This window comes from Collinsella sp. AF37-9 (assembly GCF_003475115.1).
Classification (GTDB): Bacteria; Actinomycetota; Coriobacteriia; order Coriobacteriales; family Coriobacteriaceae; genus Collinsella.
Map to the genome: position 1 here is coordinate 37,257 of NZ_QROQ01000007.1, position 25,080 is coordinate 62,336.

Below are 25,080 nucleotides of genomic sequence, written 5' to 3' on the forward strand. Positions count from 1 at the left end.
CTATGCTTTTGCTAAATAAGAGCGAGAGAAAGGGGACGCGATGGAGCTGTTTGATGATCGGGTGGTTTTGTTTGAGAGCGACGAGGGCGGGGAGTACCTGCTTGTAACGTGTGAGCCGTCTGGCATGGGTGGCCTGGTGGTTCGACAGACGAGCGGGGGTCCGTTGACCCAATGGTGCTTTGAGGAGTCGCCTCATGTGGTTGAGACGTTTGTGGCGCACGAGGGGCTTGTGGCCCTGGAGCATTTCTATGGGGTCCGGACATCTAACCAGGTTGCTCGCATGTTGAGTATCTCGTTTGCCGATTATGATTGTGCCCAGCGGGTGAGATCGCTCCTGAGGGAACTTGATGCTAAGTTTGACGTGATCGAAAAGCCAATCGATCGTACGGGGAACGACGGTATATGCGGAGCAGCATGACAAGACTGCGTTCCACAAAAAAGTTTGAAATTGTGCTTGACTCCAATAAGCTAAAGTGGTTTTATATGTCTTGCGCTGCGGCGTTACCTCAGCTGGATAGAGGGTCTGACTACGAATCAGAACGTCATAGGTTCGAATCCTATACGCCGCACCAATTGAAATTGAAAGCCTCCGGCAACGGGGGCTTTTCTTTTATGGCAGCACCGCATGGATTCGAACCTCGGTCGAGGCACGAACAACTTAATTATCACTCCGTAAAATTTTTTTCTAATTGTCGCTTGACCCATCGGGGGCTCGCGTGCATAATAATCCGTGCGTTGCGGCGTTACCTCAGCTGGATAGAGGGTCTGACTACGAATCAGAACGTCATAGGTTCGAATCCTATACGCCGCACCAATTGACTTTAAAGCTCCCGGCGACGGGGGCTTTTCTTATATCGCGATGCGTCGAAGATCGCGCCAAGCCCTCCAAATGATTAAAAATCAAATTCGATAACTTTTTTTGAAAAAATGCTTGACCATTATTCAGTCTCTGTGCATAATAATCAACAAGTCGCGGCGTTACCTCAGCTGGATAGAGGGTCTGACTACGAATCAGAACGTCATAGGTTCGAATCCTATACGCCGCACCATTTGAGATTAAAGCTCCCGGCAACGGGGGCTTTTCTTTTACGTAAACACCGCATGGATTCGAACCTCGGTCGAGGCGCGGGCGTAAAGAAAACGCGGAGCGTTTTTAGCCCGCGGGCGAGCACGCCGGCAGGCGGGCGAAGCCGGTGCGGATCCGCGCAGCGGATGCGCGGAATCCTATACGCCGCACCATTTGAGATTAAAGCTCCCGGCAACGGGGGCTTTTCTTTTACGCCAGCTTGAGTGCTTTCGTCCAAAGGGACGATTTCCTGTCGACTCGTGTAAGATTCCGAGTAGATGTCGCGACTTATTCGCGACCACTCCTTCTCAAGCGACCGATCAGGGTGATATTTCGTGGCAGAGCGTCCGACATACAAGCTCAGGTTTCTCGATCCCAAGAAGCGCTTTCCGGCGATGTCCGAGCAGCCTGCGGGACGCTCATATGGCGTGGTCTGGAAACTCTTTGGCGAGGATCAGCATGAATCTTGTTATGTCGTCGAATTCGTTGGCAAAAGCCATGTGTCGCTTTTGGGCTACGTAAGCGTTTCGGGTGAGGTGTACAAGGTGGACCGCCCCGTTAGCGAGGCTCCGCTGCCCAACGATCCCGACATGGAACTGGTCCTTGACGAGTCGGACTCCGGTATTGGTGAGATTATGGTGAGGGGAGCAAACGGCACGATGCGCGCGTGCGCGCGAACCGTCGGCTCTCCCGAAGGCCCCATGCGCGAACAGTCCGATCACGAGACATGGAATTCGACCCGCTCCCTTCCTTACGGTGAGTTCATGGCATCGATGTTCCTGCGCTACGTGATATTCGCTGACTCCGAAAATACCATTGCGAGCACGGCGGACGCCGACGGACTCGACGAGGGTATGCAAAACGTTGTCGACAAGATCAAGCTCGTAAAGTTGCCCGAGCCGGTCGAGGTGTTTTTGGGCTTTAACACGGCACCGCTCCCTGACGCTATCGAGACGCTGCTCTACCGCGTTGACCATGCCGAGAATCCGAGCGGTATCGAGCGCTATGCCGCCGCCCTTATGAGTGAAATTGACTTGCCCCGCTTGCGCACCATCGCCGCTAAGTCCGAGATGAGCCTGGCTCGCATCGATCGCTCAAAGCTTTTCTATCTCAATTTTGATCGCAGCCTGCTGGACCAGGACGAGATTGACATGCTGCTTGCCATCGAGTGCCGTCTTAACCGTCTCTCCGGCATCCTTGAGCACATCGGGGCCGGATTGGTCCCTGCGGCATCCTCGCCGAGCCTTGAGGGCTGCGCGCTCTTTGATGCGTGGCATATCGCCAAGACGACCAACGATGTTCCCCGACTGCTCGATACGGCCTCGAGCGATAACCCGTGGGGCAAACCGGGTACGGTGGCTTGCCAGCCGGGCGGTGAGTGGGATGTGCGTACCCGCTTCGCGCGTATTGTCGAGGCACTTAACGTGGTCACGCGGCTCGACTATACCTATCGGGCAAACGTTGCCGAGGGGATCATGCTCGTTCGGTTTGGGCAGTCTGTCGTTGATGCCATGCCGCAACGTGAATACGACGCTCAAGATGACGCCTGGCGCGAGTTGGACGAGGACGCGCGTGCGATCTGGGCCGCGGAGCACGATGCGCGCGTGGCACTCACGCTTGCAGCAGCGTGTTTTGCCGCGGGCACCTGCATCACGCGCTGCTATGTGCAGATTGCTGCTCCCGGCAGTGAGCAGGGCGAGCGCGTTGTCGCAACGTATTTCTTTGGGCGCGCGGCCTATCTGGCCGATTGCGTGCCTGTCGTCAAGGATCTTGAGAGCATGGACATGGACGATATGCCGTGCAAGCGTGTACTTGAGGCGTATGAGTCAACCGCTCCGGAGACGATTGAGCCTGCGGAGGTTCATGCTCGTCCGCGTGATGACCATCGCACGCTGCCGCCGGCGCTGCGCGATCTGCTGCTTGCCGATACGGCTGACGAGTTGGAGGTCATGGAAGAGGACGACGACCCATACGTGGCCCGTGTTGTTGAATTGCGCGAGCAGGCAAAAGTCGACCGTACAGGTGCTTTTGAAGGCTTTTCCCGTCTTGTCGAGGAGTTGGAGGCTAAGTGCGCCGTCGCCGAGCTTTTGGCGACAGGTCCGGTTCAAACGCAGTTTTGCGATAACCAGCTGGTGCGCATGGTGCTACCGGTGTTGGAAGAAGACCGCTCTGTGCGAATCCTTCGTGCGCCCGATGCGCTGTACTTTGCCCAGCACGAGATCTGCAGTTTTTACGCCGAGCAAGAGGACTTTGAACGAGCACTGCCCGAGGTGCGCCATCTTTACGATCTGGCGCGCTCGTCCATGCAGTCGCACTTTGCGCTCATCAACGTGCTCGCGCGTCTGGAGCGCTTTGACGAGATTATCGAGGTGGCGCGCCACGGCCTACGTATTGCCAGCGATCGTTCTGCAATCGGCTACCTGTTCTATCGCTTGGCGTTTGCCTATTGGAATTGCGATCAGCTCGACCTGGCGCTGGCTTGTTACCGTCTGGTGCCGCGCGGCGAGGAGTCGGGCAGCAGCGCGCTGGAAGAAATGCAGGGCCTTATGAACGAGATGGGTGTCAGCGAGCCTCCGACGTTCGAGGAAGCGGTCGAGACCATCCGCAGGGCTGGACTCGAATTGCCGCCCGTGCCCGCGGTGGCCAACCAGCTTGCGGATGCCGCCGTGCAGCTGGTCGATAACGGCTTCTTTTTCCTGGCGCGCGGTTGCATCTTCCAAATGTGGCGTACCATGGGCAACGACGAGCTCGGCTCCCTCAACCGCTCGCTGGGGTAGGGGCGAAAACTGCAAGGAGGAAAGGCCGCTGGGCAATTAGAAAATTCCCTCTTGCCCAACTTCGACTGTTTGGTTACTATAGAACGGCTGTTACGGAGAGCTGACCGAGAGGCCGAAGGTGCTCGCCTGCTAAGCGAGTATGCCCCAAAAGGGCATCTGGGGTTCGAATCCCCAGCTCTCCGCCAGTACGAATTTGAAGAAGGGTCCCATTTGGGGCCCTTTTTATTATCAAGAATGGCATCTGGGGATTCGAACCCTCAAAAAAAGAGGCATCCTTTCGGACGCCTCCTTTCAGTGGGCTTATTATTCTTGCGCACTACACCTCGGGCGCCTTGGCGACGGTCTCGCTTTCTGCCGTGAGCGGGCGGTTGTCGATGCGACGGCCCAGACGGTCGAGCTTCACAAGGAGCCATTCAATGGGATTCGGCCCAGCGCCTTCTTCGTCGGCAACCAGGTCCATGACGGCGATCTTGGTGCCGTCCTGCTTGAGCGTAACGCTACCCACCTTATCGCCCACATGCACCGTGCCCGAAAGATCGTCGTAGCTAACCTTTTCGGTCACCTCGCCGGCAAGGGAAAACACGGTCGCTTGCGCCGTAGGATCGGCGAGTGTGGCGTCGATCGTCTTATCCGTCCAGTCGGTTTGGCCAATACGCGCCATAAGCGGGTTGCCGTTGGCGGTCTTTTCCTGCGTGTTGGCGATTGCGACCGTCACCTTGTGACCGTAGTACCAATTGGCAAGGGTTGCGGTATCGGTAAAGCGCTGGTCGGTGGTGGTGGAGTTCAAAACGACGGTGTAGATCTCGTCGCCGTCGCGGTTGTAGGCGCTCGTAAAGCAATAGCCCGCGTCGTCGGTGGTGCCGGTCTTGCCACCGATGTTGCCATCTTGGCCCAGCAAATAGTTATGCGTGTCCATGGAATGCGAATGGTCGGCGCCGTCGGCGCCCGTGACCTCGATCCAGGAATCCTCGCTCGCTACGACCTCGCGGATCGTGTCGTTTTTCATGGCCTCCTGCATCATCAGCGCTACGTCGTGTGCGGTTGAGTGCATATCGCCAGCCCACTCATCAAAGTCCAGACCATGCGGGTTTTCAAAAAGCGTACCGGTGCAGCCGAGCTTCTTAGCGCGCTCGTTCATGGCCTTCACAAAGGTGGCCTCGGCGTCTTTGGTCTTAGGCTCGATCTTCTTGCCCACATATTCGGCGAGCACGATGGCGGCGTCGTTGCCCGAGGGAATCATCAGGCCGCGCAGTGCCTGTTCCACGGTAAGCTCGTCGCCTTCGAGCAAGCCGGCGGTCGAATTGCCCACGGTGGCCGCGGTGTTGCTTACCGTGACCTTCTCGTCCATCTTGCAATTCTCGACGGTTAGGATTGCGGTCATGACCTTGGTGATCGAGGCGATTTTGACCTGCTCATCGGCGCCGCGCCCATAGTAGACGGTGCCGTCTTTGCCCATGACGAGGGCATTGGTCGCATCGATATCGGGCAGGTTTTCGGCCGTGATGCCGCGCGCATCGGCGGTTTTGCCGCAAACATTGTCGGTCGTGAGCACTTGGGCGCCGGCGACGGTGGGCACGCCAGCGGCAAGGGCGATAGCGCAGACAAAGCCGGCGGCAAGCTGGGCTGAGCGCTTTGCAAAAGAGATGAGGGACTTCACAGATTTCGCTTTCGACGGGATGGTCTCTTCTGGAACTAGAGTATATCGTTTGCCGGTGTCGGCGATCATCGCGTGCGTGCGTGGCCCACATCCGCGCCCGAACGGGCACAAGGGTGCTTAAGGCCGACTTAATCACCCACGCTTGTTGTGTGTGGCATGCGCCCCCTCGGGCATAATGGAGCGCGAGAGGAGCACGCATGAACGAGCGCATTTTGGTAGTTGATGACGAAAAGGCCATCGCCGACTTGGTTGGTATCTACCTTACAAAAGAAGGCTTTGACGTACAGGTCGCCTATAGCGGGGCCGATGCTGCCAAGGCAATCTTGGAGCAGGAGTTCGATCTGGCGCTGCTGGATGTCATGCTGCCCGATATCGATGGCTTTGAGCTGCTACGTACGATCCGTTCCAGCCATACCCATCCCGTGATCATGCTGACGGCGCGCGATGCCCAGCAAGACAAGATCGAGGGCCTTTCGCTTGGCGCGGACGATTATGTGGTCAAGCCGTTCCGTCCGCTTGAGCTCATCGCACGCGTGCACGCTCAGCTTCGTCGCTACACCAGCTACGGTAGCCGCGCGCAGGCGGCCGAGTCGCCGACCATCCAGCTCGACGGCCTTGAGATCAACCGCGATGCTCGTTCCGTGACAGTGGACGGTTCACCGGTTCGCCTCACGCCCATCGAGTATTCCATCTTGCTGTATCTGGTCGAGCATCGCGGCAGCGTGGTGGCCGTGGAGGACCTGTTCCGCGCGGTGTGGAACGAGGATTTTATGCCCGGCTCCAACAATACGGTGATGGTGCACATTCGCCACCTGCGCGAAAAGATCGGCGACGACGCTCAAAAGCCGCGCTTTATCAAAAACGTCTGGGGCGTCGGCTACATAATCGAATAACGCCTTTGATGGTGGGGAAGTGGATATGACAAAAGACGATAGGCGGGTATTCGAGGTGCCCGATCGACTCTTTGAATACGTAAGGGCGGTCGTTGACAACCGTGCGTTGGCGACGGTACTGCTCTTTATGCTGAGTCTGCTGCTCATCGGCATCGACAATATCGTTGGCATCCTGGCGGTGCTGCTCATTGGCTTTTTGCTGATCGATCGATTCGAAATCGTTCGCCGCTGCGTGGTAATCGGCGGTGCCGCGTGGACCCTTACGCTGGCGATCGGGGCCCTGGCGCTTGGCGGTATTCGCGAGCCCGTGTTCTTTGATGCCGGCTTTGTGTTCAACATGCTTGGCTTTGTGCTGGCACTTGCCGTGTGCGTCCTGTTCTTTTGCGGGCGTGCCCTGTACTACCAGGGTTATGAGCAGGGCGAGCAGCATGCCGACCGCGTGATCGCCGCCCGCATTCAGGACCGTCTGATCGATAACCCCGACACATGGGACAACATTGACGGCGACTTCCTCGAGGTCGAGGGCGCGCTCAACCGGGCGCGCGATTGCGAGCGTAGGGTTCAACAAGCCCTGCGTGACGAATCCCACCGCAAAGATGACCTGGTGACGTACCTGGCGCACGACCTGCGCACGCCGCTCGCCAGCGTGGTGGGCTACCTTTCGCTCTTGCAGGAGGCCCCCGATTTGCCGCTTGAGCAGCGCACACGTTTTACGGGCGTGGCACTCGACAAGGCCCACCGGCTCGATGCGCTCATCGAGGAGTTCTTCGACATCACGCGCTTTGATTTCCACGATATCGTGCTCACCCGCAGCTACGTCGATTTGGGGCTCTTACTGGCACAGGTGGCCGACGAGTTCTATCCCATTCTCAACGAACAGCATAAAGAAGCCCAGGTTGATATCTGCGAGGATCTGACGGTGCTCGTGGACGGCGACAAGATGGCTCGCGTATTCAACAACATCATGAAAAACGCCGTTGCCTATAGCTATGAAGGCTCGATGATCACGATTGAGGCCAGACGTTTGGGTAACGGCGGCGTGCGCGTACGATTTATAAACCAGGGCGATCCGATCCCTGAGCCAAAGCTCAAGGTGATCTTTGAGAAGTTCTATCGCCTGGATGCGGCGCGTGCGACCAATCGCGGCGGCGCTGGGCTGGGTCTCGCCATCGCCAAGGAGATTGTATGCGCGCATGGCGGCACCATCGCGTGCGAATCGACGCCCGAGCATACCGTTTTTACCATCGAGCTGCCCGCCGCGTAGCGTAGGCGCCCTTACAAACACCTGACAATGCGCTCACGTGCGTATGAGCCGCGGTTTCTACTATCGATACTGCTGAATTGATATCGACGTGGAGGTATGCGGTATGACGGCTGGTGTGGCTATGGAGCCCACGGAGCTCGAGGAGCTAATGGAGGCGCGAGCCAAGGCTGCGCACGAGCGCGAAGTCGGAGACGCGACGCGCCCCACGGCGCAGGACCTTGCCGCCTCGCCGACGCGCATCGACGTCGAGGGCCTCGATTTGTTCTATGGCGACCACCGTGCACTCAAGGACGTGTCCATCAAGATCCGCGACAAGCAGATCACCTCGTTTATCGGTCCTTCGGGCTGCGGAAAGTCCACGTTGCTGCGCTGCTTTAACCGCATGAACGACGACATCAAGGATTGCCGCATCAAGGGCAAGATCGCGCTCGATGGCCAGGATATCCTGGGCGACTACGACGTCTGCCGTCTGCGCCAGCGCGTGGGCATGGTGTTCCAGCGTCCTAACCCGTTTCCCATGAGCATTTATGACAACGTCGCGTACGGCCCCCGTGGCATGGGCGTGCGCGATCGCGCCGTGCTGGATGAGCTGGTCGAGGATTCCCTTCGTCGAGCCGCTCTGTGGGATGAGGTCAAGGACAAGCTCAAGGAGTCGGGCCTGGGCCTTTCGGGCGGGCAGCAGCAGCGCCTGTGCATCGCCCGCGCGCTTGCCGTGCAACCCGACATCCTGCTGATGGATGAGCCCACGAGCGCCCTCGACCCCGTGTCGACGCTGGTGGTGGAGCAGCTTGCCTGCGAGCTCAAGGAGACCTGCACGTTGGTGGTCGTTACGCACAATATGCAGCAGGCGGCGCGCATCTCCGACTCGGTCGCGTTTTTCTTGCTGGGCGAGCTGGTGGAGCACGCGCCCACCGCTCAGCTCTTCAAAAAACCGACCGATTCGCGCACAGCGGATTATTTGACGGGACGTTTTGGCTGATACCATCTCGTAAAGGTACCTTTAGGGTTAAGATGCGGTCATGCCGGCCGCAAAGGGGTTCAACATGATCTATTACGTCGAGGACGATGACAACATCAGGGATTTGACGGTCTATGCGCTGCGCAAGCAGGGGATCGAGGCCGAGGGCTTTTCGTGCGATGGTGAGTTTAAGGCTGCTGTGGCGCGACGGGTGCCCGATGCTGTCCTGCTCGACATCATGTTGCCCGATACCGATGGCCTGGCAATTATGCGTCGCCTGCGTGCCGACCGCCTGACGGCGACGGTGCCCATCATGATGCTTACTGCCAAGGACACCGAGCTCGACAAGGTGATGGCGCTCGATGGCGGTGCCGACGATTACCTGACTAAGCCGTTTTCGCTCATGGAGCTTGCGAGCCGTTGCCGCGCACTGCTGCGTCGCGGCGGCATGGTCAAGCAGGCGAGCGATGTGCTCAGTGTGGGCGACATCGTGCTCTCGCCCAGCCATCGCGAGGTGACCGTTGCCGGCGAGCCGCTTAAGCTCACCCTGCGCGAGTTCGACCTGCTTGAGTATCTCATGCGCAAGCCCGGCGTGGTCTTTACCCGCGAGTCGTTGCTGCAGAGCGTGTGGGGCTGGGACTTCGACGGCGGTTCGCGCACCGTTGACGTGCACGTGCAGACGCTTCGCCAAAAACTGGGCGAGCATGCCAGCGCCATCGAGACCGTGCGCGGCGTGGGCTACCGCTTGGCTGAGCCTTCTGCCGGTGATGGTGCCGAAGGTGACGACACCGCGTCCACCGCATCGGAGGAGTAACCCGTGGTCTTCGCCCCCCAGGGAAAACAAACGCTGTCGCACCGCGTTTTTGTGACGATCTTTGTTTGCGCCATGGCGGTTATCGTGGCGTTTACGGTGCTGGGTGCGTTCTTTGTGCAAAACACCTTGGCGGATGCCACGAGTGCCAATCTGGCGCAGGAAACCGAGCTCATTGCTGCCGCCCTCGACGAGCAGCAGGAGCCCATCCCGTTCTTGCGTAGCCTCGATCGCGAGGACTTACGCATCACGCTGATTAACAAGGATGGATCGGTTGCCTACGACAACGAGGCGTCGCCTTCCACACTGCCCAACCATGGCGATCGCCCCGAGGTCATCGAGGCCTTTGAGAGTGGTTCGGGTTCCGCGGAGCGCGCAAGCTCTACACTCGACGAGATTATGCTGTATCGCGCCGTCACCCTTGATAACGGCCAGGTCGTTCGCTTGGCGCAGGCCCAGCCTGGCGTTGCGGCGATTTTGCTGTCGATGCTGGCGCCGATGCTGCTTATCGCAGCAGCGGGTGCAGTACTCTCGTTTTTTATGGCGCGCCGTGAGTCCCGTGCCATCATCGCGCCGTTACAAGAGGTGGATTTGGATCACCCACGCCGTAGCTATGAGCACGCCTATGCCGAGATGGTTCCCATGCTTGAGCGCATCGAGTCGCAGCGCCAGGAACTCAAGCGCCAAATGGCGGTGCTAGCGGACAACGACCGTATGCGCCGCGAGTTCACGGCGAATATCACCCATGAGCTCAAGACGCCGCTTACGGCGATTTCGGGCTATGCCGAGCTCATCGCAAATGGCATGGTCGAGGGCGAGGACGACCTGCGCAACTTTGGCGGTCGCATCTATCGTGAGGCGGGCCGCTTGGCAGCGCTTGTCAACGACATCCTTACGCTGTCTAACTTGGACGAGGCCGAACGTGCGACTGAAGGCGAGACAGTGCCCATTGGTTCCACGGAGCCTATTGAGCTCTCGCGTGCGATCTACGCGGTTGAGCAGCGTCTTGAACAGGTCGCCCGTCAAGCGAATGTGACGATAAGTCATGAGACCAAGCCTGTGGTCATCGAAGGCGTGTCGCGCTTGATCGACGAGCTCATCTATAATCTGGCAAGCAACGCCATCCGCTACAATCGACCCGGCGGTACGGTTACGTTGCAGTGCGGCACCAACGACGAAGACCATCCGTTCCTCGCTGTCGCCGACACGGGAATCGGTATCGCGCCTGAAGAACAGGGCAAGGTATTTGAGCGGTTCTATCGCGTGGACAAGAGTAGGTCCAAGGCACGCGGCGGAACCGGCCTGGGGCTTGCCATTGTCAAGCATGCGGCCCTGTATCATCACGCCACGCTCGATCTGTCGAGTGAGTTGGGCGTGGGAACCACCATTACGGTGACGTTTCCCATACAGCAGGACGAGCCATTCGCATAGCGATACAACATAGATATTGATGTAGACGCCGCATTTGACTTTCGGGTGCGGCGTTGTTGCGCAATTTTACGATTGCTTCCGACATTTTTACAGGAGAGCCTGTTTCTTATGTATAGAGTTTGGTCTCGGTAAAAAGATGCGATAACATACGGACAGTTTTGTCAATCCGAACTGGGGAAATGAAAGGCAAGCTGCATGACCCTTCTCGAACTGTTCCAGCTGCTGAAGAAGCACCTCAAGCTGGTCATCACCCTTCCGGTGGTCTGCGCGATCGCCATGGGCATCGTGTCCTTCGTTGCGATGGACAACACCTATACCGCGACGACGAGCATGTACATTCTCGCCAAGACCGACGATAGCGGTCAGATGAGCTACAACGATCTCTCGGCGAGCCAGATGCTTTCCAACGATATCGCCACGCTGCTGGATAGTGATAGCGTTAAGAGCGGCGCCGCCAAAGAACTGGGCCTCACCGATCTGGATGACTACAAGGTGTCTGTTTCCTCCGAGACCACCACGCGTGTCATTACGCTTTCGGTTACCGGCACCGATGCCAAGGAGACGGCTGAGGTCGCAAAGGCCATTGCCAGCTCGGTGAGTACGGTCGCTCAGAACGTCGGCGCTGCCCAGAGCATCAACGTTATCGACGAGGCTAAGACCCCCGAAGCCCCCAGCGGCCCCAAGCGCACGCTGTATATTGCCGTCGCGTTCCTCGCCGGTATCTTTATCGCAGTTGCCTATGTCGTTTTGGCAGACATGCTCAATACCCGCATCCGCGGTGCCGAAGAGGCAGAAGAGCTCCTGGGTATTCCCGTTGTTGGCCGAATTCCGGCTATGAAAGGTGGTAAATAGGCATGGCTAAGGCAAAGAACACCGATAAGCTCGTTGTACAGAATGCCGCCAAGACCCTTCTGGCCAACATCCGCTTTGCGAGCGTGGACGACCCCATTCGCACCATCACCGTTACCTCCTCGATTCCCAACGAGGGCAAGTCTACGGTTTCCATTAACCTTGCTCAGGCAATCGCCACGAGCGGCAAGTCCGTGCTCCTGGTCGAGGCCGATATGCGCCGCAGGTCCCTTTCCGATATGCTCGGCGTTCGTTCGCGCGGCGGACTCTATGCGGTCCTTTCCGAGCAGATCTCCATTGACCAGGCAATTGTCGAGACGGGTCAGAAGAACTTCTACTTCCTCGATGCCGAGCCGCACATTCCCAATCCTGCCGATATCATCGTCTCTCACCGCTTTGCCAAGCTGGTAAAGGCACTGTCTGCTAAGTTCCAGTACGTCATCTTCGATGCTCCTCCGGTCGGCACCTTTATCGATGCTGCCGAGATTGCCAGCTTGACCGACGGCGCGCTGTTCGTGGTGCGCGAGGACTTTACCAAGCGCGAAGAGGCGCTCAACGCTATCGCCCAGCTTAAGAAGTCCGAGAAGGTCAAGCTCATCGGTACCGTCATGAATTACTGTGAGACCGAGACCAGCGAGTACTACTATTCTTACTACACCAAGGACGGTAAGAAGGTTAAGAAGGGCTCCGACGATCAGGGCACTTCCAAAAAGGGCATCTTCACCAACCGAGCAAACGTTTAGTTGATTAAGGCTGACCTATGCGTGACATTCATTGCCATATCTTGCCGGGTGTAGACGACGGCGCCGCCGATCTCGAAGAGAGCTTGGCGATGCTCGAGGCTGCCAAGCGGGCCGGTGTAACCAGAATCGTTTGCACTCCTCACTGCCGTGATCCCTATTTTGATTACGACAAGATGTGGGATGCCTTTGAGCTGCTGCGCGATAACGCTGACGGTTTTCCGCTCCAGATGGGCTTCGAGGTCAACCATCGAAAGCTCGTTGAGCTTGGTATCGATGCCGCGGATCACTTGCATTTCGATGGGACCAACGAGTTTCTGCTCGAGCTTTCGACGCATGCCGATGCGTATGCGTTTAGAGAGTACGAGAACACGATTTACGATTTGCAGTGCCGTGGCTACCAGGTGATCATCGCTCATCCTGAGCGCTATCGTGCGGTTCAAAAGGATGTAAGCGTGGCGGAGCGCCTGGTCGATATGGGCTGCAAGCTGCAGGCTTCGGCGGACTTTATTGCCGGCGGTCGCTTTGGTCGCGAGAAAAAGCCGGCACAGCGCCTGTTCGATCAGAACCTGTACAGCTTCATCGCGAGCGATGCCCATAACGTGGGTCATTACGACTGCCTGGCGAAGGCTCGCGCGAAGTTTAGCGTGCGCGGAGCTCACTTTCGCTAAAATCTGTCCCTAACGTTCGCATTGAATGAAAGGGCAGCCATGGATATCCAACTTAAGACGGGATGCTTTGATGACGCGGCGTTGGTGCGCCGCGTCGTTTTTATGGACGAGCAGGGCTACGAGAATGAGTTTGACGCTATCGACGAGGATCCGAACTGCATTCATGTGACGCTCTATGTAGACGGTGAGCTTGCCGGTTGCTCGCGCGTGTTTCCCGAAGAACTCGAGCGCGCAGCTGACGCAGAGGCTCCGGTGTCGCCGGCGTGCGACTTGGACGAAGGCGTCGCGGCGGGGGAGACCTACATTATGGGGCGCGTGGCCGTGCTGCCGAGCATGCGCCGTCGCGGTTTGGCGAGCAAGATTGTCGAGGCCAGTGATACGTGCGCGCGTGATGCCGGCGCCAAGCTCATTAAGCTGCATGCGCAGGAATACGTGCTGCCGCTCTATGCCAAGGCGGGTTACACGCAGATTGCCCCGGTGGACTACGAAGACGAGGGCCAGCCCCATGCTTGGATGGCCAAGCGCGTAGATGGCAGATAGGGACGTTCCTTTCCTGCCGGCAGTCGGGGACACTCCTTGGCAATTGGCGCATCAGAGCGTTTGGACATACAGTTTTTCGATTCCGTATGTATATATGCGCGCTAATGGGTTATAAAATCTAAGTCTGAACATAGCAGGTCTGCAATGCGGCTCGGGCAACCGGGCCGTTTTTGCGGACGGGGGTAGCGCGAAAGGACTGCACATGCGTCAATTTAAGACCGAGAGCAAAAAACTGCTCGACCTCATGATCAACTCCATCTACACCAATAAGGAAATCTTCCTGCGCGAGCTTATCTCCAACGCGAGCGATGCCGTCGACAAGCTCAACTTTAAGAGCCTGCAGGATCCGAGTGTCAAGCTCGACCAGGGCGACCTGGCCATCCGTGTTTCCTTTGATAAAGATGCCCGTACCATCACCATTTCGGATAACGGTATCGGCATGACCGCCGAGGAGCTCGAGCGCAATCTGGGCACCATCGCCCATTCCGGCTCCGAGGAGTTTAAGACTGAGAACGCCGAGCAGCAGGGTTCCGATGTCGACATCATCGGTCAGTTTGGCGTGGGCTTCTACTCTGCCTTTATGGTTGCCAGCCACGTAAAGGTTGTCAGCCGCGCCTATGGCGAGGACACCGCTCACGTGTGGGAGTCTGATGGTCTTGAGGGTTACACCATCGAAGACGGCGAGCGCGCCGAGCACGGCACCGATGTCATCCTGACGCTGCGCGAGAACGAGAAGCTCGACGCCGACGGCGAGGCCGAGACCTACGATCGCTTCCTGACCGAGTGGGGCCTCAAGAGCCTGATTCAGCAGTACAGCAACTATGTGCGCTACCCGATTCAGATGATGGTGAGCAAGAGCCGCCAGAAACCCAAGCCCGAGGACGCCGGCGACGACTACAAGCCCGAGTACGAGGACTACCAGGAGCTCGAGACCATCAACTCCATGACGCCGATTTGGAAAAAGCGCAGCTCCGACGTTGAGCAGAAGGATTACAACGAGTTCTACAAGTCCACGTTCCACGACTTTGACGATCCCGCGCGCACTATCAGCTTCCATGCCGAGGGTACGCTTGAGTACGATGCGCTGCTGTTTGTGCCGGGTCGCGCCCCGTTCGATCTGTACAGCAAGGACTACGAGAAGGGCCTGGCGCTCTACAGTTCCAACGTGCTGATTATGGAGAAGTGCGACGACTTGCTGCCCGACTACTACAACTTTGTGCGCGGTGTCGTGGACTCTGCCGACGTGACGCTCAATATTTCGCGTGAGACGCTGCAACAGAACCGTCAGCTCAAGGCCATTGCCAAGCGTGTCGAGAAGAAGATCACTGCCGATCTTGAGGACATGCGCGACAACGACCGCGAGGCCTACGAGAAGTTCTTTGAGAACTTTGGCCGCGGCCTTAAGTACGGCATCTACTCGAGCTATGGCATGAAGGCCGATGAGCTCGCCGACCTGCTACTGTTCTGGTCTGCCAAGGAGCAGAAGATGATTACCCTGGCCGAGTATGCCAAGGGCATGCCCGAGGATCAGAAGGCCATCTACTACGCCGCCGGCGACTCGCGTGAGCGCTTGGCCAAGATGCCCGTGGTAAAGGGCGTGCTCGAGCGCGGCTATGACGTGCTGTTGCTGACGCAGGATGTGGATGAGTTTACGTTCCAGGCTATGCGTGAGTACGTTGCCGCCGATATGCCTAAGATCTACGAAGACGACGCCGCCCGCGAGGCTGCCGAGAAGGCCGTTGCCGACGGTGCCGAGCCCGAGGTCGAGGATCGTCACCTGGAGCTCAAGAACGTCGCGACTGGCGATCTTGATCTGGCGACCGAGGACGAGAAGAAGGAGGCCGAGGACGCCACCAAGGAAAACGAGGACCTCTTTAGCGCTATGAAGGAGGCGCTCGGTGACAAGGTCGAGAAAGTTGCCGTCTCCGCGCGCCTGACCGATGCCCCCGCTTGCATCACCACCGAGGGTCCGCTTTCGCTCGAGATGGAGAAGGTGCTCCAGAAGGGGCCCGAGGGCGCGCCCAACGGCATGCCCAAGAGCCAGCGCGTGCTCGAGCTCAACGCCAAGCACCCGGTCTTTGACAAGCTTGTCGCTGCCCAGAAGGCAGGCGACGCCGATAAGATCAAGCAGTACTCCGGCTTGCTCTACGATCAGGCCCTGCTGGTCGAGGGCATCCTCCCCGAGGACCCCGTTGCCTTCGCGGCGGCTGTTTGCGAACTTATGTAGTTTGGTAGTTACGCGGTTCTACGAACCTATTAGTTCCGCCGTTCTAGCGAACGGCGGACCGGCCGACGCTGCAAGCCCGCCAGAGCGGCAATCTGCCTTTCAACTTCGGCGGCATGACCAGAAGGTCAATGCCGCCTTGTTTCAAGGCACCTTGCTCGCTCTGGCGGGCTTTCGCTGTCGCTACCAAAACATCGACGTTGCCATTGCTGCTACCTACTCATTGGGGACAGACTTAAATGAGTAGGGTAGTCATTGGGGACGTTCTTGTTTGACTGGTAGTTTAAGAACGCCCCCGATGACTATTCGGATTGCTAATTTGTGCGGGTTGTGGTTTTGTGACCTGCTGAAATTAAAGATACTGTACAACTGTACGTTAACTAATCTTCGTAGTATATTGCTACCCGCAAAACTCAATACCATTGTGCTTCGAGACGCTAAAGCGCCTACGTACAATGGTTTTTGATAGTACGATTTGATTCAACGACAGGATGGATGGTCTAAGCGTGAGTCTCGGCAGCAAACTATCCAACGCAAAGGTATCCTTTGCGATCTTTAAGCGTGACATCAAGCGATTGCTCGTGAACCCCGTCGCCTTGGTGGTTACCCTCGGCGTGTGTGTTATTCCCTCGCTGTATGCCTGGTACAACATCGTGGCAAACTGGGATCCGTACGGAAACACCCGGGGCATCAAGATTGCTATCGCCAACAACGACCAGGGAACCCAAAACGACCTGGTGGGCGAGCTCAATGCGGGCGACAAGGTCGTCGATCAGCTCAAGGAAAACGATCAGCTGGGCTGGACCTTCGTCGATTCGGCCGCCGATGCCAAAGAGGGCGTCGAGAGTGGTGAGTACTATGCGGCCATCGTAATCCCCAAGAACTTCTCAGATAACCTGGTCTCGATGCTCGACGGCAATTACCATCAGCCCAAGCTCACGTACTACGTCAACGAGAAGAAGAGCGCTATTGCGCCCAAGGTCACCGACACTGGCGCCAATACCATCGAGGAGCAGATCAACTCGGAGTTTGTCTCCACGGTGGGCGAGACCGTCGCGGGCATTGCTAAAGATGCTGGCATCGACCTTAAAGACAAGGCGACCCAGACCCGGGATTCGCTGGCGGGCTCGGTGTCCGAGGCGTCTGATACCCTGGGCGAAGTACGCGATTCCATCGGCGACATGAACACCGCCATCGACAAGACGAGCAGCTCGATTGCTTCGGCCGATGCTGCGCTGGCGGGCCTGCAGGGGCAGGCGCCCTCTCTAACGCAGGCGATCTCCCAGGGCAACGACCTGCTGGGCGAGGCTCGCGCCACGGCGGGCAACTCTATCACCTCGCTCTCCAAGGCACTCTCGGAAGGTAGCCTTGCACTCACCAAGACGTCAGCCTCCGCGAACGCTGCGATTGGCAAGCTAACGGGTACGGTCACATCTACGACCACCCGCATCGACAACTCGCTCGAGTCTCTCCAGGCGACGATCGATCACAATAAGGTCGTTATCGGACACTTGGAGATTCTCGTTAATGACGCGTCGACAGGTTCCGAGGAAATTGACGCGCGCATTGTATCGACCATCGATTCGCTTCGCGAGCAAAACCAGAAGCTGCAGAGCATCAAGGATGGCCTTTCTGCACAGTCGAGCGCCATGGCAAACGACGCTACGGCAATCTCGAACGCGAGCAACGCACTCAACGCGGCAATTCAGACCGGTACGGCTAACCTCGGTCAGGCTCAGACCGATCTGGGTCAGAACGCACTTCCGAAGGCTTCGAGCGCGCTTGATTCCTTTGCCGCCGTTTCGGGCGATTTGACCGGCATTGTGTCGGGTATGACCCCCACGATAGCGAGCGCGCGCGGCACGCTGGCGCAGCTCGACGCCACGCTCAAGCAGGCAAAGACCACGCTATCCCAAACCGACGCCTCCCTTGCCAAGGTTCAGGACAAGCTCGCGACCGCCGCCAATGACATTGCGGCGCTGCAGACCTCTGAGTCTATGGGCGAGTTAGCCGACCTCATGGACGTCGACGTCAATGACGTGGCAGATTTCATGGCATCTCCGGTTGAGCTGACGTCCAAGTCAATCTATCCGGTCAAGAGCTTTGGCTCGGGCATCGCGCCCTTCTACACCAATCTGGCGCTGTGGGTAGGCGGCTATGTGCTCATCGCTATCTATAAACTCGAGGTCGACCGCGAGGGCATCGGTAGCTTTACGGCGCGTCAGGGCTACTTTGGCCGCTGGCTGCTGCTGGTGATCCTGGGCGCGTTCCAGGCCATTATCGTTACGGTGGGCGACCTGGTCATTGGCGTTCAGTGCGTCAATCCGCTGCTCTTTGTACTGGGCGGCATCGCTATTTCGTTCACCTACGTCAACATCATCTATGCGCTGTCCACCACGTTTAAGCATATCGGTAAAGCCATTGGCGTCATCCTCGTCATTGTGCAGATCCCCGGCTCGTCGGGCATGTATCCCATCGAGATGATGCCCGGCTTCTTCCAATGGCTGCATCCGCTGCTGCCCTTCACTTATGGCATCAACCTGCTGCGCGAGACCGTCGGTGGCATGTATTCGTTCAACTACCTGTTCAACCTGTGCATCCTGGGCGTGTTCCTTGCCATCGCGCTCTTTATCGGTCTGCAGCTGCGCCCGTTGCTGCTCAACCTCAATCTGCTCTTTGATAAGCAGCTTTCCACGACGGGCCTCATGATCTGCGAGTCCAACGACCTACCGCGCCAGCGCTATTCGCTGCGCACGGCCATGCGCGTCATGCTCGATTCGGATTCGTACCGTCGCGAGCTGCTCGATCATGCCGTGGCGTTTGAGCATCGCTACCCGTACTACATCAAGGGCGGTTTTGCCGCCGTGGTAGGCGTGCAGGTTCTGCTCTTTGTGCTTTCGACGGTGCTCGATATCGACAATAACGGCAAGATCATCCTGCTCGTTATCTGGATTATCTCGGTCATTGCCATCTGCGGCTGGCTCATCAACATCGAGTACATCCGTGCAAGCCTCAACACCCAGATGCGCATCTCGGCGCTTTCGGACGAGGACTTGCGCCGCGAGATGCGCGAGCACACGGCTGCCATCCCTGCCGCCCGTCGCATGTTTGGTCTCAACGCCAGCGAGCGGGGCACCAAGGACAGCGAACAGCCCACGAGCCGTCTGCCGCATATTGGTGCGCATCGTAAATCTCAGGGCAGCGACAGCACAGCTACAAATGATGGAGATACCACCCTGCTTGGCAAGCACTCTAAAGGAGGTGAGGCATAAATGAAGAACATCCTGCACCTGTTTAAGCGTGATGTCCAAAACGTGTCTCGCTCCGTGATCGGCATGGTCGTCGTGATGGGCCTCATTATCGTGCCGTGCCTGTACGCGTGGTTTAACATCGCCGGCAGCTGGGATCCGTACGGCAATACCGGCAACCTTAAGATTGCAGTGGTCAACACCGATGAGGGCTACGAGAGCGACCTGATTCCCGTCGAGATCAACGTGGGCGAAAACGTGACGGCGACCCTGCGCGGTAACGAGAACTTTGACTGGGTTGTCCTCAACGACCGCGATAAGGCGATTGAGGGCGTTAAGTCGGGCACATACTATGCCGCCGTCGTTATCCCCAAGACGTTTAGCGCCGACATGATGACGCTTTTCTCGACCAACGTGAAGCACGCCGACATCGAGTTCTACGAAAACCAGAAGGCTAACGCCATCGCCCAGATCGTGACCGAAAAGGGTTCGAGCGCCGTCCAGAGCCAGGTGAATGAGACCTTTACCAAGACCATCACGACCATCGGCCTTAAGACCGTGTCCAGCCTGCTCGATTACATGAGCACCGATCAGGTCAGCAGCTTTATCGCCAACCTGTCCTCGACACTGGGCGATTCGGTCGAGGACCTGCAGGACGTTCAAGCCAACGCGACTTCGCTGGCGGGCATTTTGAGCTCGACCTCCGATTCGTTGACGTCGGCGAGCGGTATGCTCCAGCAGACGGGTAAGGTCGATGAATCTACCAAGCAGTTGATGGAGCACGCCGAGAGCGGCATTAGTGATTCCAAGGAAGCACTCAAGGCCGCCAACGACGCCATCAACGCCGCGATTGACGGAAGTGCGGGCTCGTTTGACAACGTGTCCGCCGAGCTCGCGAAGGCTTTCGACGCCGCAAACCAGCATGTCAACGTTACGGTGACCCAGCTCAACGAAGCCGCGTCGGAACTCGAATCGCGCGCCAAGGAAATCGACGACACGGCCGACCAGCTCCGCAGCTTTGCCGATCAGGTGAGTGACGAAAAGCTCCAGGACAGCCTCAAGTCTGTGGCTACATCGCTGGGCAGGATCGCGACGGAGTATCGTAACAATGCCAACGACCTGAGGGCAACCGCAAAGTCCCTTTCCGACAGCATGGCAGAGGTCAACAGCACGCGTGCCGAGGTCGACCAGGCCATCGCCGATGCCAAGGCGGGCATCTCGGGCGCTAAGTCCGACTACGACTCCACGTTCTCGGTCAAGGCAAAGGAGCTCAAGAAGACCATCTCGGGCGTTTTGGATTCGCTGAACGATATTTCGAGCAATCTGGATAGTGCCGTGAGCGGCCTCACCGATGCATCCGGCTCGTTGGCTAAGGGCCTCTCCAAGGCCGCCAAGCTGGTCAACAAGGCTTCCGATCAGCTAGGTGAAGCGTCCGATAAGATCAGCGCCTTTAAGGACGAGCTCGATGGCGCCCTGATGTCGGACGACCTTGCCACGATCAAGACGATGATTGGCAACGACCCTGAGGGCCTCGCCGTGTCGCTTTCCGGCCCCGTCGCGCTCGACCGCAAACCGGTCTATCCGATCCGCAACTACGGTTCGGCCATGGCACCGTTCTACACGATTCTGTCGCTGTGGGTGGGCTCGATTGTACTGGCGGCCATGATGAAGGTCTCGGTTGACGATGAGCTCATCAACGAGCTGATCCCCGTGCGCCTGCACGAGATCTACCTGGGCCGCTACCTGTTCTTTGGAGGTCTGGCCCTGCTGCAGGCGACACTCGTGTGCGCGGGCGACATCCTGTTCTTTGGCATTCAGTGCGACAACCCGCTGCAATTTGTGCTGGCGGGTTGGGTCGCGAGTCTCGTGTTCTCCAATATCGTCTACACGCTTACGGTTTCGTTTGGCGATATCGGCAAGGCGCTCGCCGTCGTGCTGTTGGTTATGCAGGTCGGCGGTTCGGGCGGTACGTTCCCCATCGAGATGACCGGCCCTGTGTTCCAGGCGATCTATCCGTTCCTGCCGTTCACCCACGGCATCAACGCCATGCATGCCGCCATGGCTGGCGCCTACCATATGGAGTACTGGATTGAGCTAGGCATTCTGGCGAGCTATCTGATTCCGTCGCTGGCACTGGGCGTCGTCTTCCGCCGCCCGGTCATCAAAGCCAACGACTGGATCATCGAAAAGCTTGAAAGCACGAAGCTTATTTAGTGCAACAGCGTGACATTGACAAAACGTCGAGGTTCACTTTGCTGACGCTTTAGTGGGCTGGATTGCGGTGCAACGCTGGTTGTTGCTACAGTAGCGGGGCGTGCCGGGGGTCCGGTGCGCCCCGTTTTATTTGACCATGAGGCGGCACGCGGCCATGCACGTGCGGACACCACGCCCAGACTGAGCGCGAGGATGCCCTATGGCTCAGAATGCCGTTGATGAAATCGAAAACATGCCCGATAGCCCTGTAGCGCGCGAAGACCTGGGTGCCGGCGGCACCTCCCGCGGCGCCGGCGCGCGTTCTCCGTTCTTCTGGAAGGTCTTGCTGCTTTCGGTGGCGGTCATCTGGGGCTATTCCTTTACCACCATGAAAGATGCACTCGACACCATTCCGGTGTTCGAGCTGGTCTATGTTCGCTTTCTCCCGGCATCACTGGTTATGTTTGCAATTTTCCATAAGCGCATCATCGCTCATTTCAATGCCCGCAACCTGATCGTCGGGCTTGGCATGGGCGCGCTCATGTGGGGTGCCTACGGTTTGCAGACGATCGGCCTGGCACAGACCACGGCGGGCAAGAGCGCTTTTTTGACCGGCACGTATTGCATCCTTGTGCCGTTTGCAAGCTATGTCCTGAGCGGTGAAAAGCTTACCCGGTATAACCTGGGTGCAGCGTTGTTGTGCCTGGCGGGTATTGGCCTGGTAGCGCTCGATAGCGTCGAGTTCAATGCCGGCGATGTTATTACCTTGGGCGGCGCGATCTTCTTCGCCATCCAGATGGCGGTGACTGCCAAGTACGGTCGCAAGATGGACATCAACGTCATCACGTTTTGGATGTTTGTGGGCAATGGCGTTTTGAGTTTAATCACGTCGCTGCTATTCGAGACTCAGGCGCCCCTCTCTGCATGGACGCCGGAGTTTATCGGTGTGGCTGTTTTCCTCTCGGTGGGCTGCACATGCGCGGCGCTGCTCGTCCAAAACGTCGGTTTGGCGCATGTCCCCGCCTCGACGGGCTCACTGCTTCTTTCGATGGAGTCGCCTTCGGGCGTGTTGTTTTCGGTGCTGCTGATGGGGGAGGCGCTCACCTCGCGCCTGCTCGCCGGCTTCGTGCTTATCTTCCTGTCGATTATCTTGAGCGAGACTCACTTCGATTTTTTGCGCAAAAAGCCGCGCCCGCAATTGTAAACAACTTGTTGCGCCGCCCTCTCGGGGCGGCATTTTTTATGCGTCGCCCTTAAAGTTGTACCTTGCACTTTACGCTATCAAAGTGCTTGCTGCAAAAACGTTACTGGAGGGCATTTATGGCACCAGCTCTGTCCGATCTTCAACCGCAATCAGCGCCCAAGGCCACCGCAGCGGCGCAGGCCGCTATCGGTGACGGTCTCGTTGCAGAAGCTCAGGCTTTTGCAGACGAGCTCGCTGTGTGGCGACACGATTTACACCAGATGCCCGAGCTGGGTAATAGCCTCCCGCAGACCTCTGCGTATATTCAAGCGCGCCTGACCGAGATGGAAATCCCATTTGCCACGCTCGTCGATGGTTCCTGTGTTGTGGGCCTTGTCGGCGCCGGTGCCGCCGCGGCCCAGGGCAATGGCGTCTGCACGGACGAACAGGCCGGTACGGTCATCATGCTTCGCGGCGACATGGATGCCCTGCCCGTTGTCGAGGAATCGGGCGAGCCTTTCGCTTCCACCAACGGCTGCATGCACGCTTGTGGCCACGATATGCATGCGACGGCGCTGCTCGGCGCGGCCCGTTTGCTCAAGGCCCGCGAGTCCGAGCTTGTCGACGCTAACGCCACAGTTAAGTTGCTGTTCCAGCCGGGCGAGGAAACCTTTGAGGGTGCCCGCGCCGCCATCGCCGACGGTCTGCTGCAGAACCCGCGTCCCCAGGCCGCCTTTGCCATGCATGTCAATAGCCAGTCGCCGCTTGGCCTGGTGCTCTATGGGAGTCCGGCGCTCTCGGGCGTGTACGGTTTCCGCATCACGCTGCAGGGCAAGGGTGGCCATGGCTCGAGCCCCGAGATCTGCATCGACCCCATCACGGCCGGCGTGCATGTGCACCTGGCGCTTCAGGAGCTTATCTCTCGCGAGGTGCCGGCAGCCAAGGAGGTCGCGCTTACCGTGGGTAAGTTCGCTGGCGGTTTGGCGGCCAACGTCATCCCCGACACCTGCGTGCTCGAGGGAACGTTGCGCGGCTTCGATGTCGAGCTCATGGCTCACCTTAAGACCCGCATCGCGGAGGTCGTCAACGGCGTTGCCGCAACATATCGTACGCTGGCAACCATCGAGACGCTTTCGGACGTTCCGCCGCTCGTGCTCGACAGCGATATGACCCAGGCCTCGCTTGGCTACGTGGGCGCGGTGCTGCCCAAGGCTGCCTTCCTGCCGCTATTCCACGCCATGGCGAGCGAGGATTTCGCACTTATCTCGAGCGAGATCCCAAGTGCGTACTTTACGGTGGGCGCGGCCGTGACCGATGCGGACGAGCATTTTGCCCAGCATCATCCCAAGGCGCGCTTTAACGATGCCGAGCTTCCCCTCGGCGCCGCGGCTTATGCCGCCGTCGCTCTCGGATACTTTGCGGACCACAAGGAGTAATCCATGTCCCAGCAACGTAAATTTTTCCCTGGCTGGTTCGTGGTGGCCTCCGGCTTTGTCATCATGGCCACGTGCTACACCATTTTCGTTAACTGCATGACTATTCCTTCCGCACCAAACCTTCCGATATTGGCCTGAAGCCGCTCGGCGAGAACCCGGGCGATCCGTCTGTTTCCACCGCGGGCGATAAGGACGAGCATACGGCCCCCGAGGTTAGCGTCGGCTGGTCTCGTATCAAGAAGAGCCCGGCATTTTGGCTGCTCGTCGTCGCCTTCCTCTTTATGGGCTTGGTCAATGGCGCCATCCTGCCCAACCAGGTTACCAACATGACGAGTGTTACCGTCAACGGTGCCAAGATCGTCACGGGCGGCCACGACCCCATGTGGGCAGGCACCGTGCTTTCGGCCTACATGGTTACCGTCGTTATCGCCAAGATTTCGCTCGGTGCGATCTATGACCGCTTTGGCCTGCGCTTTGGCAATATCCTTGGCTCCGTTGCGTGCATTATCGCCTGCGTGGCGCTGTGTTTCCCGACGACGGACCTCGGTCCTATTGTCGCTGCTGTGAGCTTTGGTGTTGGAACGTGCATGGGCACCATCACGCCTACCATCGCCGCGTCCAAGCAGTTTGGCATGGCCGACCTGGGTAAGGTCACGGGCACCATTACCTCGCTCGAGATGGTCGGCGGCACCGTGGGCGCCATTGTCTCGGGCGTGCTGTTCGATGCCACGGGCTCCTTTGCGAGCACCTGGATTGTGTGCCTGGCGTGCTCCGTGGTCATGCTCGTGTTCCTGCTGGCGTCCGAGCCCATCGCTGCCAAGCTGCGCGCGAGCGTGGCAGGGGAGTAGGTAGGCCAAAGCGCATCGCCGCTTGTCCGTTTGTCTGCGGCCGCCCTGGGAGCCGAATGGCTGCTCGTACCATCGTTCGGTTTCCACGGCGGCCACGGGCGCACAAAAATGATCTGCTTTCCTCCGTCCCCTACGGATCACGTGATGATCCCCTGGGGACGGAGGAAAACGAATCGGCTGCCGCGCCGGCGCGTCTGGCCGAACGAGTCCCCATACCCTCGTTCGGTCAGACGCGCCGCCGCGTTGCTGCTTTGTGCCGTATAATGTCCACTACCTATGACGCGATACAAA

At 58.3% G+C, this 25,080-nt stretch carries 19 protein-coding genes and 4 tRNA genes; 22 read left to right on the plus strand and 1 reads right to left on the minus strand.

Annotated elements, in window-relative coordinates; translation table 11 throughout:
• Positions 1-40 precede the first annotated feature (40 nt).
• From DW024_RS03640 to DW024_RS03665, 6 genes are all read left to right on the plus strand, one after another.
• On the plus strand, positions 41-418 hold the full coding sequence (locus DW024_RS03640; protein WP_117628981.1) for a hypothetical protein: 378 nt from the start codon (positions 41-43) through the stop codon (positions 416-418).
• A 77-nt stretch (positions 419-495) separates the two neighbouring features.
• Positions 496-572, plus strand: a tRNA-Arg gene (locus DW024_RS03645).
• 165 nt (positions 573-737) lie between these two features.
• Positions 738-814, plus strand: a tRNA-Arg gene (locus DW024_RS03650).
• Between the two features lie 158 nt (positions 815-972).
• A tRNA-Arg gene (locus DW024_RS03655) sits at positions 973-1,049 on the plus strand.
• Between the two features lie 352 nt (positions 1,050-1,401).
• A complete protein-coding gene (locus DW024_RS03660) occupies positions 1,402-3,843 on the plus strand; it encodes a lipopolysaccharide assembly protein LapB (protein WP_117640788.1) in 2,442 nt (813 codons plus the stop codon).
• 94 nt (positions 3,844-3,937) lie between these two features.
• Positions 3,938-4,028, plus strand: a tRNA-Ser gene (locus DW024_RS03665).
• A gap of 131 nt (positions 4,029-4,159) precedes the next feature.
• On the opposite strand, the gene DW024_RS03670 is transcribed toward DW024_RS03665, so the two are convergent.
• Positions 4,160-5,500, minus strand: coding sequence for a D-alanyl-D-alanine carboxypeptidase family protein (locus DW024_RS03670; RefSeq protein ID WP_158572158.1), 1,341 nt, complete (start codon positions 5,498-5,500; stop codon positions 4,160-4,162).
• Between the two features lie 197 nt (positions 5,501-5,697).
• Between DW024_RS03670 and DW024_RS03675 the strand changes: the two genes are divergently transcribed.
• The 16 genes from DW024_RS03675 (at position 5,698) to DW024_RS03745 (ending at position 24,789) form a co-directional block, all read left to right on the plus strand.
• Positions 5,698-6,393 carry a response regulator transcription factor gene (locus DW024_RS03675; RefSeq protein WP_118376999.1) on the plus strand — a complete coding sequence of 232 codons (696 nt, stop codon included), beginning with the start codon at positions 5,698-5,700 and terminating at the stop codon, positions 6,391-6,393.
• Positions 6,394-6,418: 25 nt separating this feature from the next.
• On the plus strand, positions 6,419-7,657 hold the full coding sequence (locus DW024_RS03680) for a sensor histidine kinase KdpD (RefSeq protein ID WP_118377000.1): 1,239 nt from the start codon (positions 6,419-6,421) through the stop codon (positions 7,655-7,657).
• 103 nt (positions 7,658-7,760) lie between these two features.
• On the plus strand, positions 7,761-8,636 hold the full coding sequence (gene pstB / locus DW024_RS03685; RefSeq protein WP_118377001.1) for a phosphate ABC transporter ATP-binding protein PstB: 876 nt from the start codon (positions 7,761-7,763) through the stop codon (positions 8,634-8,636).
• A 64-nt stretch (positions 8,637-8,700) separates the two neighbouring features.
• The gene (locus DW024_RS03690) at positions 8,701-9,429 is read left to right on the plus strand and encodes a response regulator transcription factor (protein ID WP_055250507.1); all 729 of its coding nucleotides are present in this window, start codon (positions 8,701-8,703) and stop codon (positions 9,427-9,429) included.
• A 3-nt stretch (positions 9,430-9,432) separates the two neighbouring features.
• Positions 9,433-10,857, plus strand: a complete 1,425-nt coding sequence (locus tag DW024_RS03695) for a cell wall metabolism sensor histidine kinase WalK (RefSeq protein ID WP_117842794.1) — start codon at positions 9,433-9,435, stop codon at positions 10,855-10,857.
• Positions 10,858-11,052: 195 nt separating this feature from the next.
• Positions 11,053-11,709 carry a YveK family protein gene (locus DW024_RS03700; RefSeq protein ID WP_055250503.1) on the plus strand — a complete coding sequence of 219 codons (657 nt, stop codon included), beginning with the start codon at positions 11,053-11,055 and terminating at the stop codon, positions 11,707-11,709.
• A 2-nt stretch (positions 11,710-11,711) separates the two neighbouring features.
• Positions 11,712-12,449: a CpsD/CapB family tyrosine-protein kinase gene (locus DW024_RS03705; RefSeq protein ID WP_055250501.1), complete on the plus strand. Its 738-nt coding sequence runs from the start codon at positions 11,712-11,714 to the stop codon at positions 12,447-12,449.
• Positions 12,450-12,466: 17 nt separating this feature from the next.
• Positions 12,467-13,117 carry a tyrosine-protein phosphatase gene (locus DW024_RS03710; RefSeq protein WP_055250497.1) on the plus strand — a complete coding sequence of 217 codons (651 nt, stop codon included), beginning with the start codon at positions 12,467-12,469 and terminating at the stop codon, positions 13,115-13,117.
• Positions 13,118-13,156: 39 nt separating this feature from the next.
• Positions 13,157-13,657: a GNAT family N-acetyltransferase gene (locus DW024_RS03715; RefSeq protein ID WP_117637372.1), complete on the plus strand. Its 501-nt coding sequence runs from the start codon at positions 13,157-13,159 to the stop codon at positions 13,655-13,657.
• Between the two features lie 202 nt (positions 13,658-13,859).
• On the plus strand, positions 13,860-15,884 hold the full coding sequence (gene htpG / locus DW024_RS03720; protein ID WP_118206053.1) for a molecular chaperone HtpG: 2,025 nt from the start codon (positions 13,860-13,862) through the stop codon (positions 15,882-15,884).
• Positions 15,885-16,387: 503 nt separating this feature from the next.
• Entirely contained in the window at positions 16,388-19,153 is a 2,766-nt protein-coding gene (locus DW024_RS03725) for a YhgE/Pip domain-containing protein (RefSeq protein WP_233541326.1), read from the plus strand.
• Positions 19,154-21,343 carry a YhgE/Pip domain-containing protein gene (locus DW024_RS03730; RefSeq protein ID WP_118377003.1) on the plus strand — a complete coding sequence of 730 codons (2,190 nt, stop codon included), beginning with the start codon at positions 19,154-19,156 and terminating at the stop codon, positions 21,341-21,343.
• 199 nt (positions 21,344-21,542) lie between these two features.
• On the plus strand, positions 21,543-22,526 hold the full coding sequence (locus DW024_RS03735; protein WP_118377004.1) for a DMT family transporter: 984 nt from the start codon (positions 21,543-21,545) through the stop codon (positions 22,524-22,526).
• A 116-nt stretch (positions 22,527-22,642) separates the two neighbouring features.
• On the plus strand, positions 22,643-23,941 hold the full coding sequence (locus DW024_RS03740; RefSeq protein ID WP_118377005.1) for a M20 family metallopeptidase: 1,299 nt from the start codon (positions 22,643-22,645) through the stop codon (positions 23,939-23,941).
• 3 nt (positions 23,942-23,944) lie between these two features.
• Positions 23,945-24,079, plus strand: a complete 135-nt coding sequence (locus DW024_RS10370) for a hypothetical protein (protein ID WP_255413755.1) — start codon at positions 23,945-23,947, stop codon at positions 24,077-24,079.
• Entirely contained in the window at positions 24,076-24,789 is a 714-nt protein-coding gene (locus DW024_RS03745) for an MFS transporter (protein ID WP_231501547.1), read from the plus strand. The genes DW024_RS10370 and DW024_RS03745 overlap by 4 nt, the downstream gene beginning before the upstream one ends.
• Positions 24,790-25,080: the final 291 nt, after the last annotated feature.

Excerpts from the sequence above, each read along its gene's own strand:
- DW024_RS03640 (WP_117628981.1), top strand. The coding sequence starts at position 41 with ATGGAGCTGTTTGATGATCGGGTGGTTTTGTTTGAGAGCGACGAGGGC.
- DW024_RS03675 (WP_118376999.1), top strand. The coding sequence starts at position 5,698 with ATGAACGAGCGCATTTTGGTAGTTGATGACGAAAAGGCCATCGCCGAC.
- DW024_RS03680 (WP_118377000.1), top strand. The coding sequence starts at position 6,419 with ATGACAAAAGACGATAGGCGGGTATTCGAGGTGCCCGATCGACTCTTT.
- pstB (WP_118377001.1), top strand. The coding sequence starts at position 7,761 with ATGACGGCTGGTGTGGCTATGGAGCCCACGGAGCTCGAGGAGCTAATG.
- DW024_RS03690 (WP_055250507.1), top strand. The coding sequence starts at position 8,701 with ATGATCTATTACGTCGAGGACGATGACAACATCAGGGATTTGACGGTC.
- DW024_RS03700 (WP_055250503.1), top strand. The coding sequence starts at position 11,053 with ATGACCCTTCTCGAACTGTTCCAGCTGCTGAAGAAGCACCTCAAGCTG.
- DW024_RS03705 (WP_055250501.1), top strand. The coding sequence starts at position 11,712 with ATGGCTAAGGCAAAGAACACCGATAAGCTCGTTGTACAGAATGCCGCC.
- DW024_RS03710 (WP_055250497.1), top strand. The coding sequence starts at position 12,467 with ATGCGTGACATTCATTGCCATATCTTGCCGGGTGTAGACGACGGCGCC.
- DW024_RS03715 (WP_117637372.1), top strand. The coding sequence starts at position 13,157 with ATGGATATCCAACTTAAGACGGGATGCTTTGATGACGCGGCGTTGGTG.
- htpG (WP_118206053.1), top strand. The coding sequence starts at position 13,860 with ATGCGTCAATTTAAGACCGAGAGCAAAAAACTGCTCGACCTCATGATC.
- DW024_RS03730 (WP_118377003.1), top strand. The coding sequence starts at position 19,154 with ATGAAGAACATCCTGCACCTGTTTAAGCGTGATGTCCAAAACGTGTCT.
- DW024_RS03735 (WP_118377004.1), top strand. The coding sequence starts at position 21,543 with ATGGCTCAGAATGCCGTTGATGAAATCGAAAACATGCCCGATAGCCCT.
- DW024_RS03740 (WP_118377005.1), top strand. The coding sequence starts at position 22,643 with ATGGCACCAGCTCTGTCCGATCTTCAACCGCAATCAGCGCCCAAGGCC.
- DW024_RS10370 (WP_255413755.1), top strand. The coding sequence starts at position 23,945 with ATGTCCCAGCAACGTAAATTTTTCCCTGGCTGGTTCGTGGTGGCCTCC.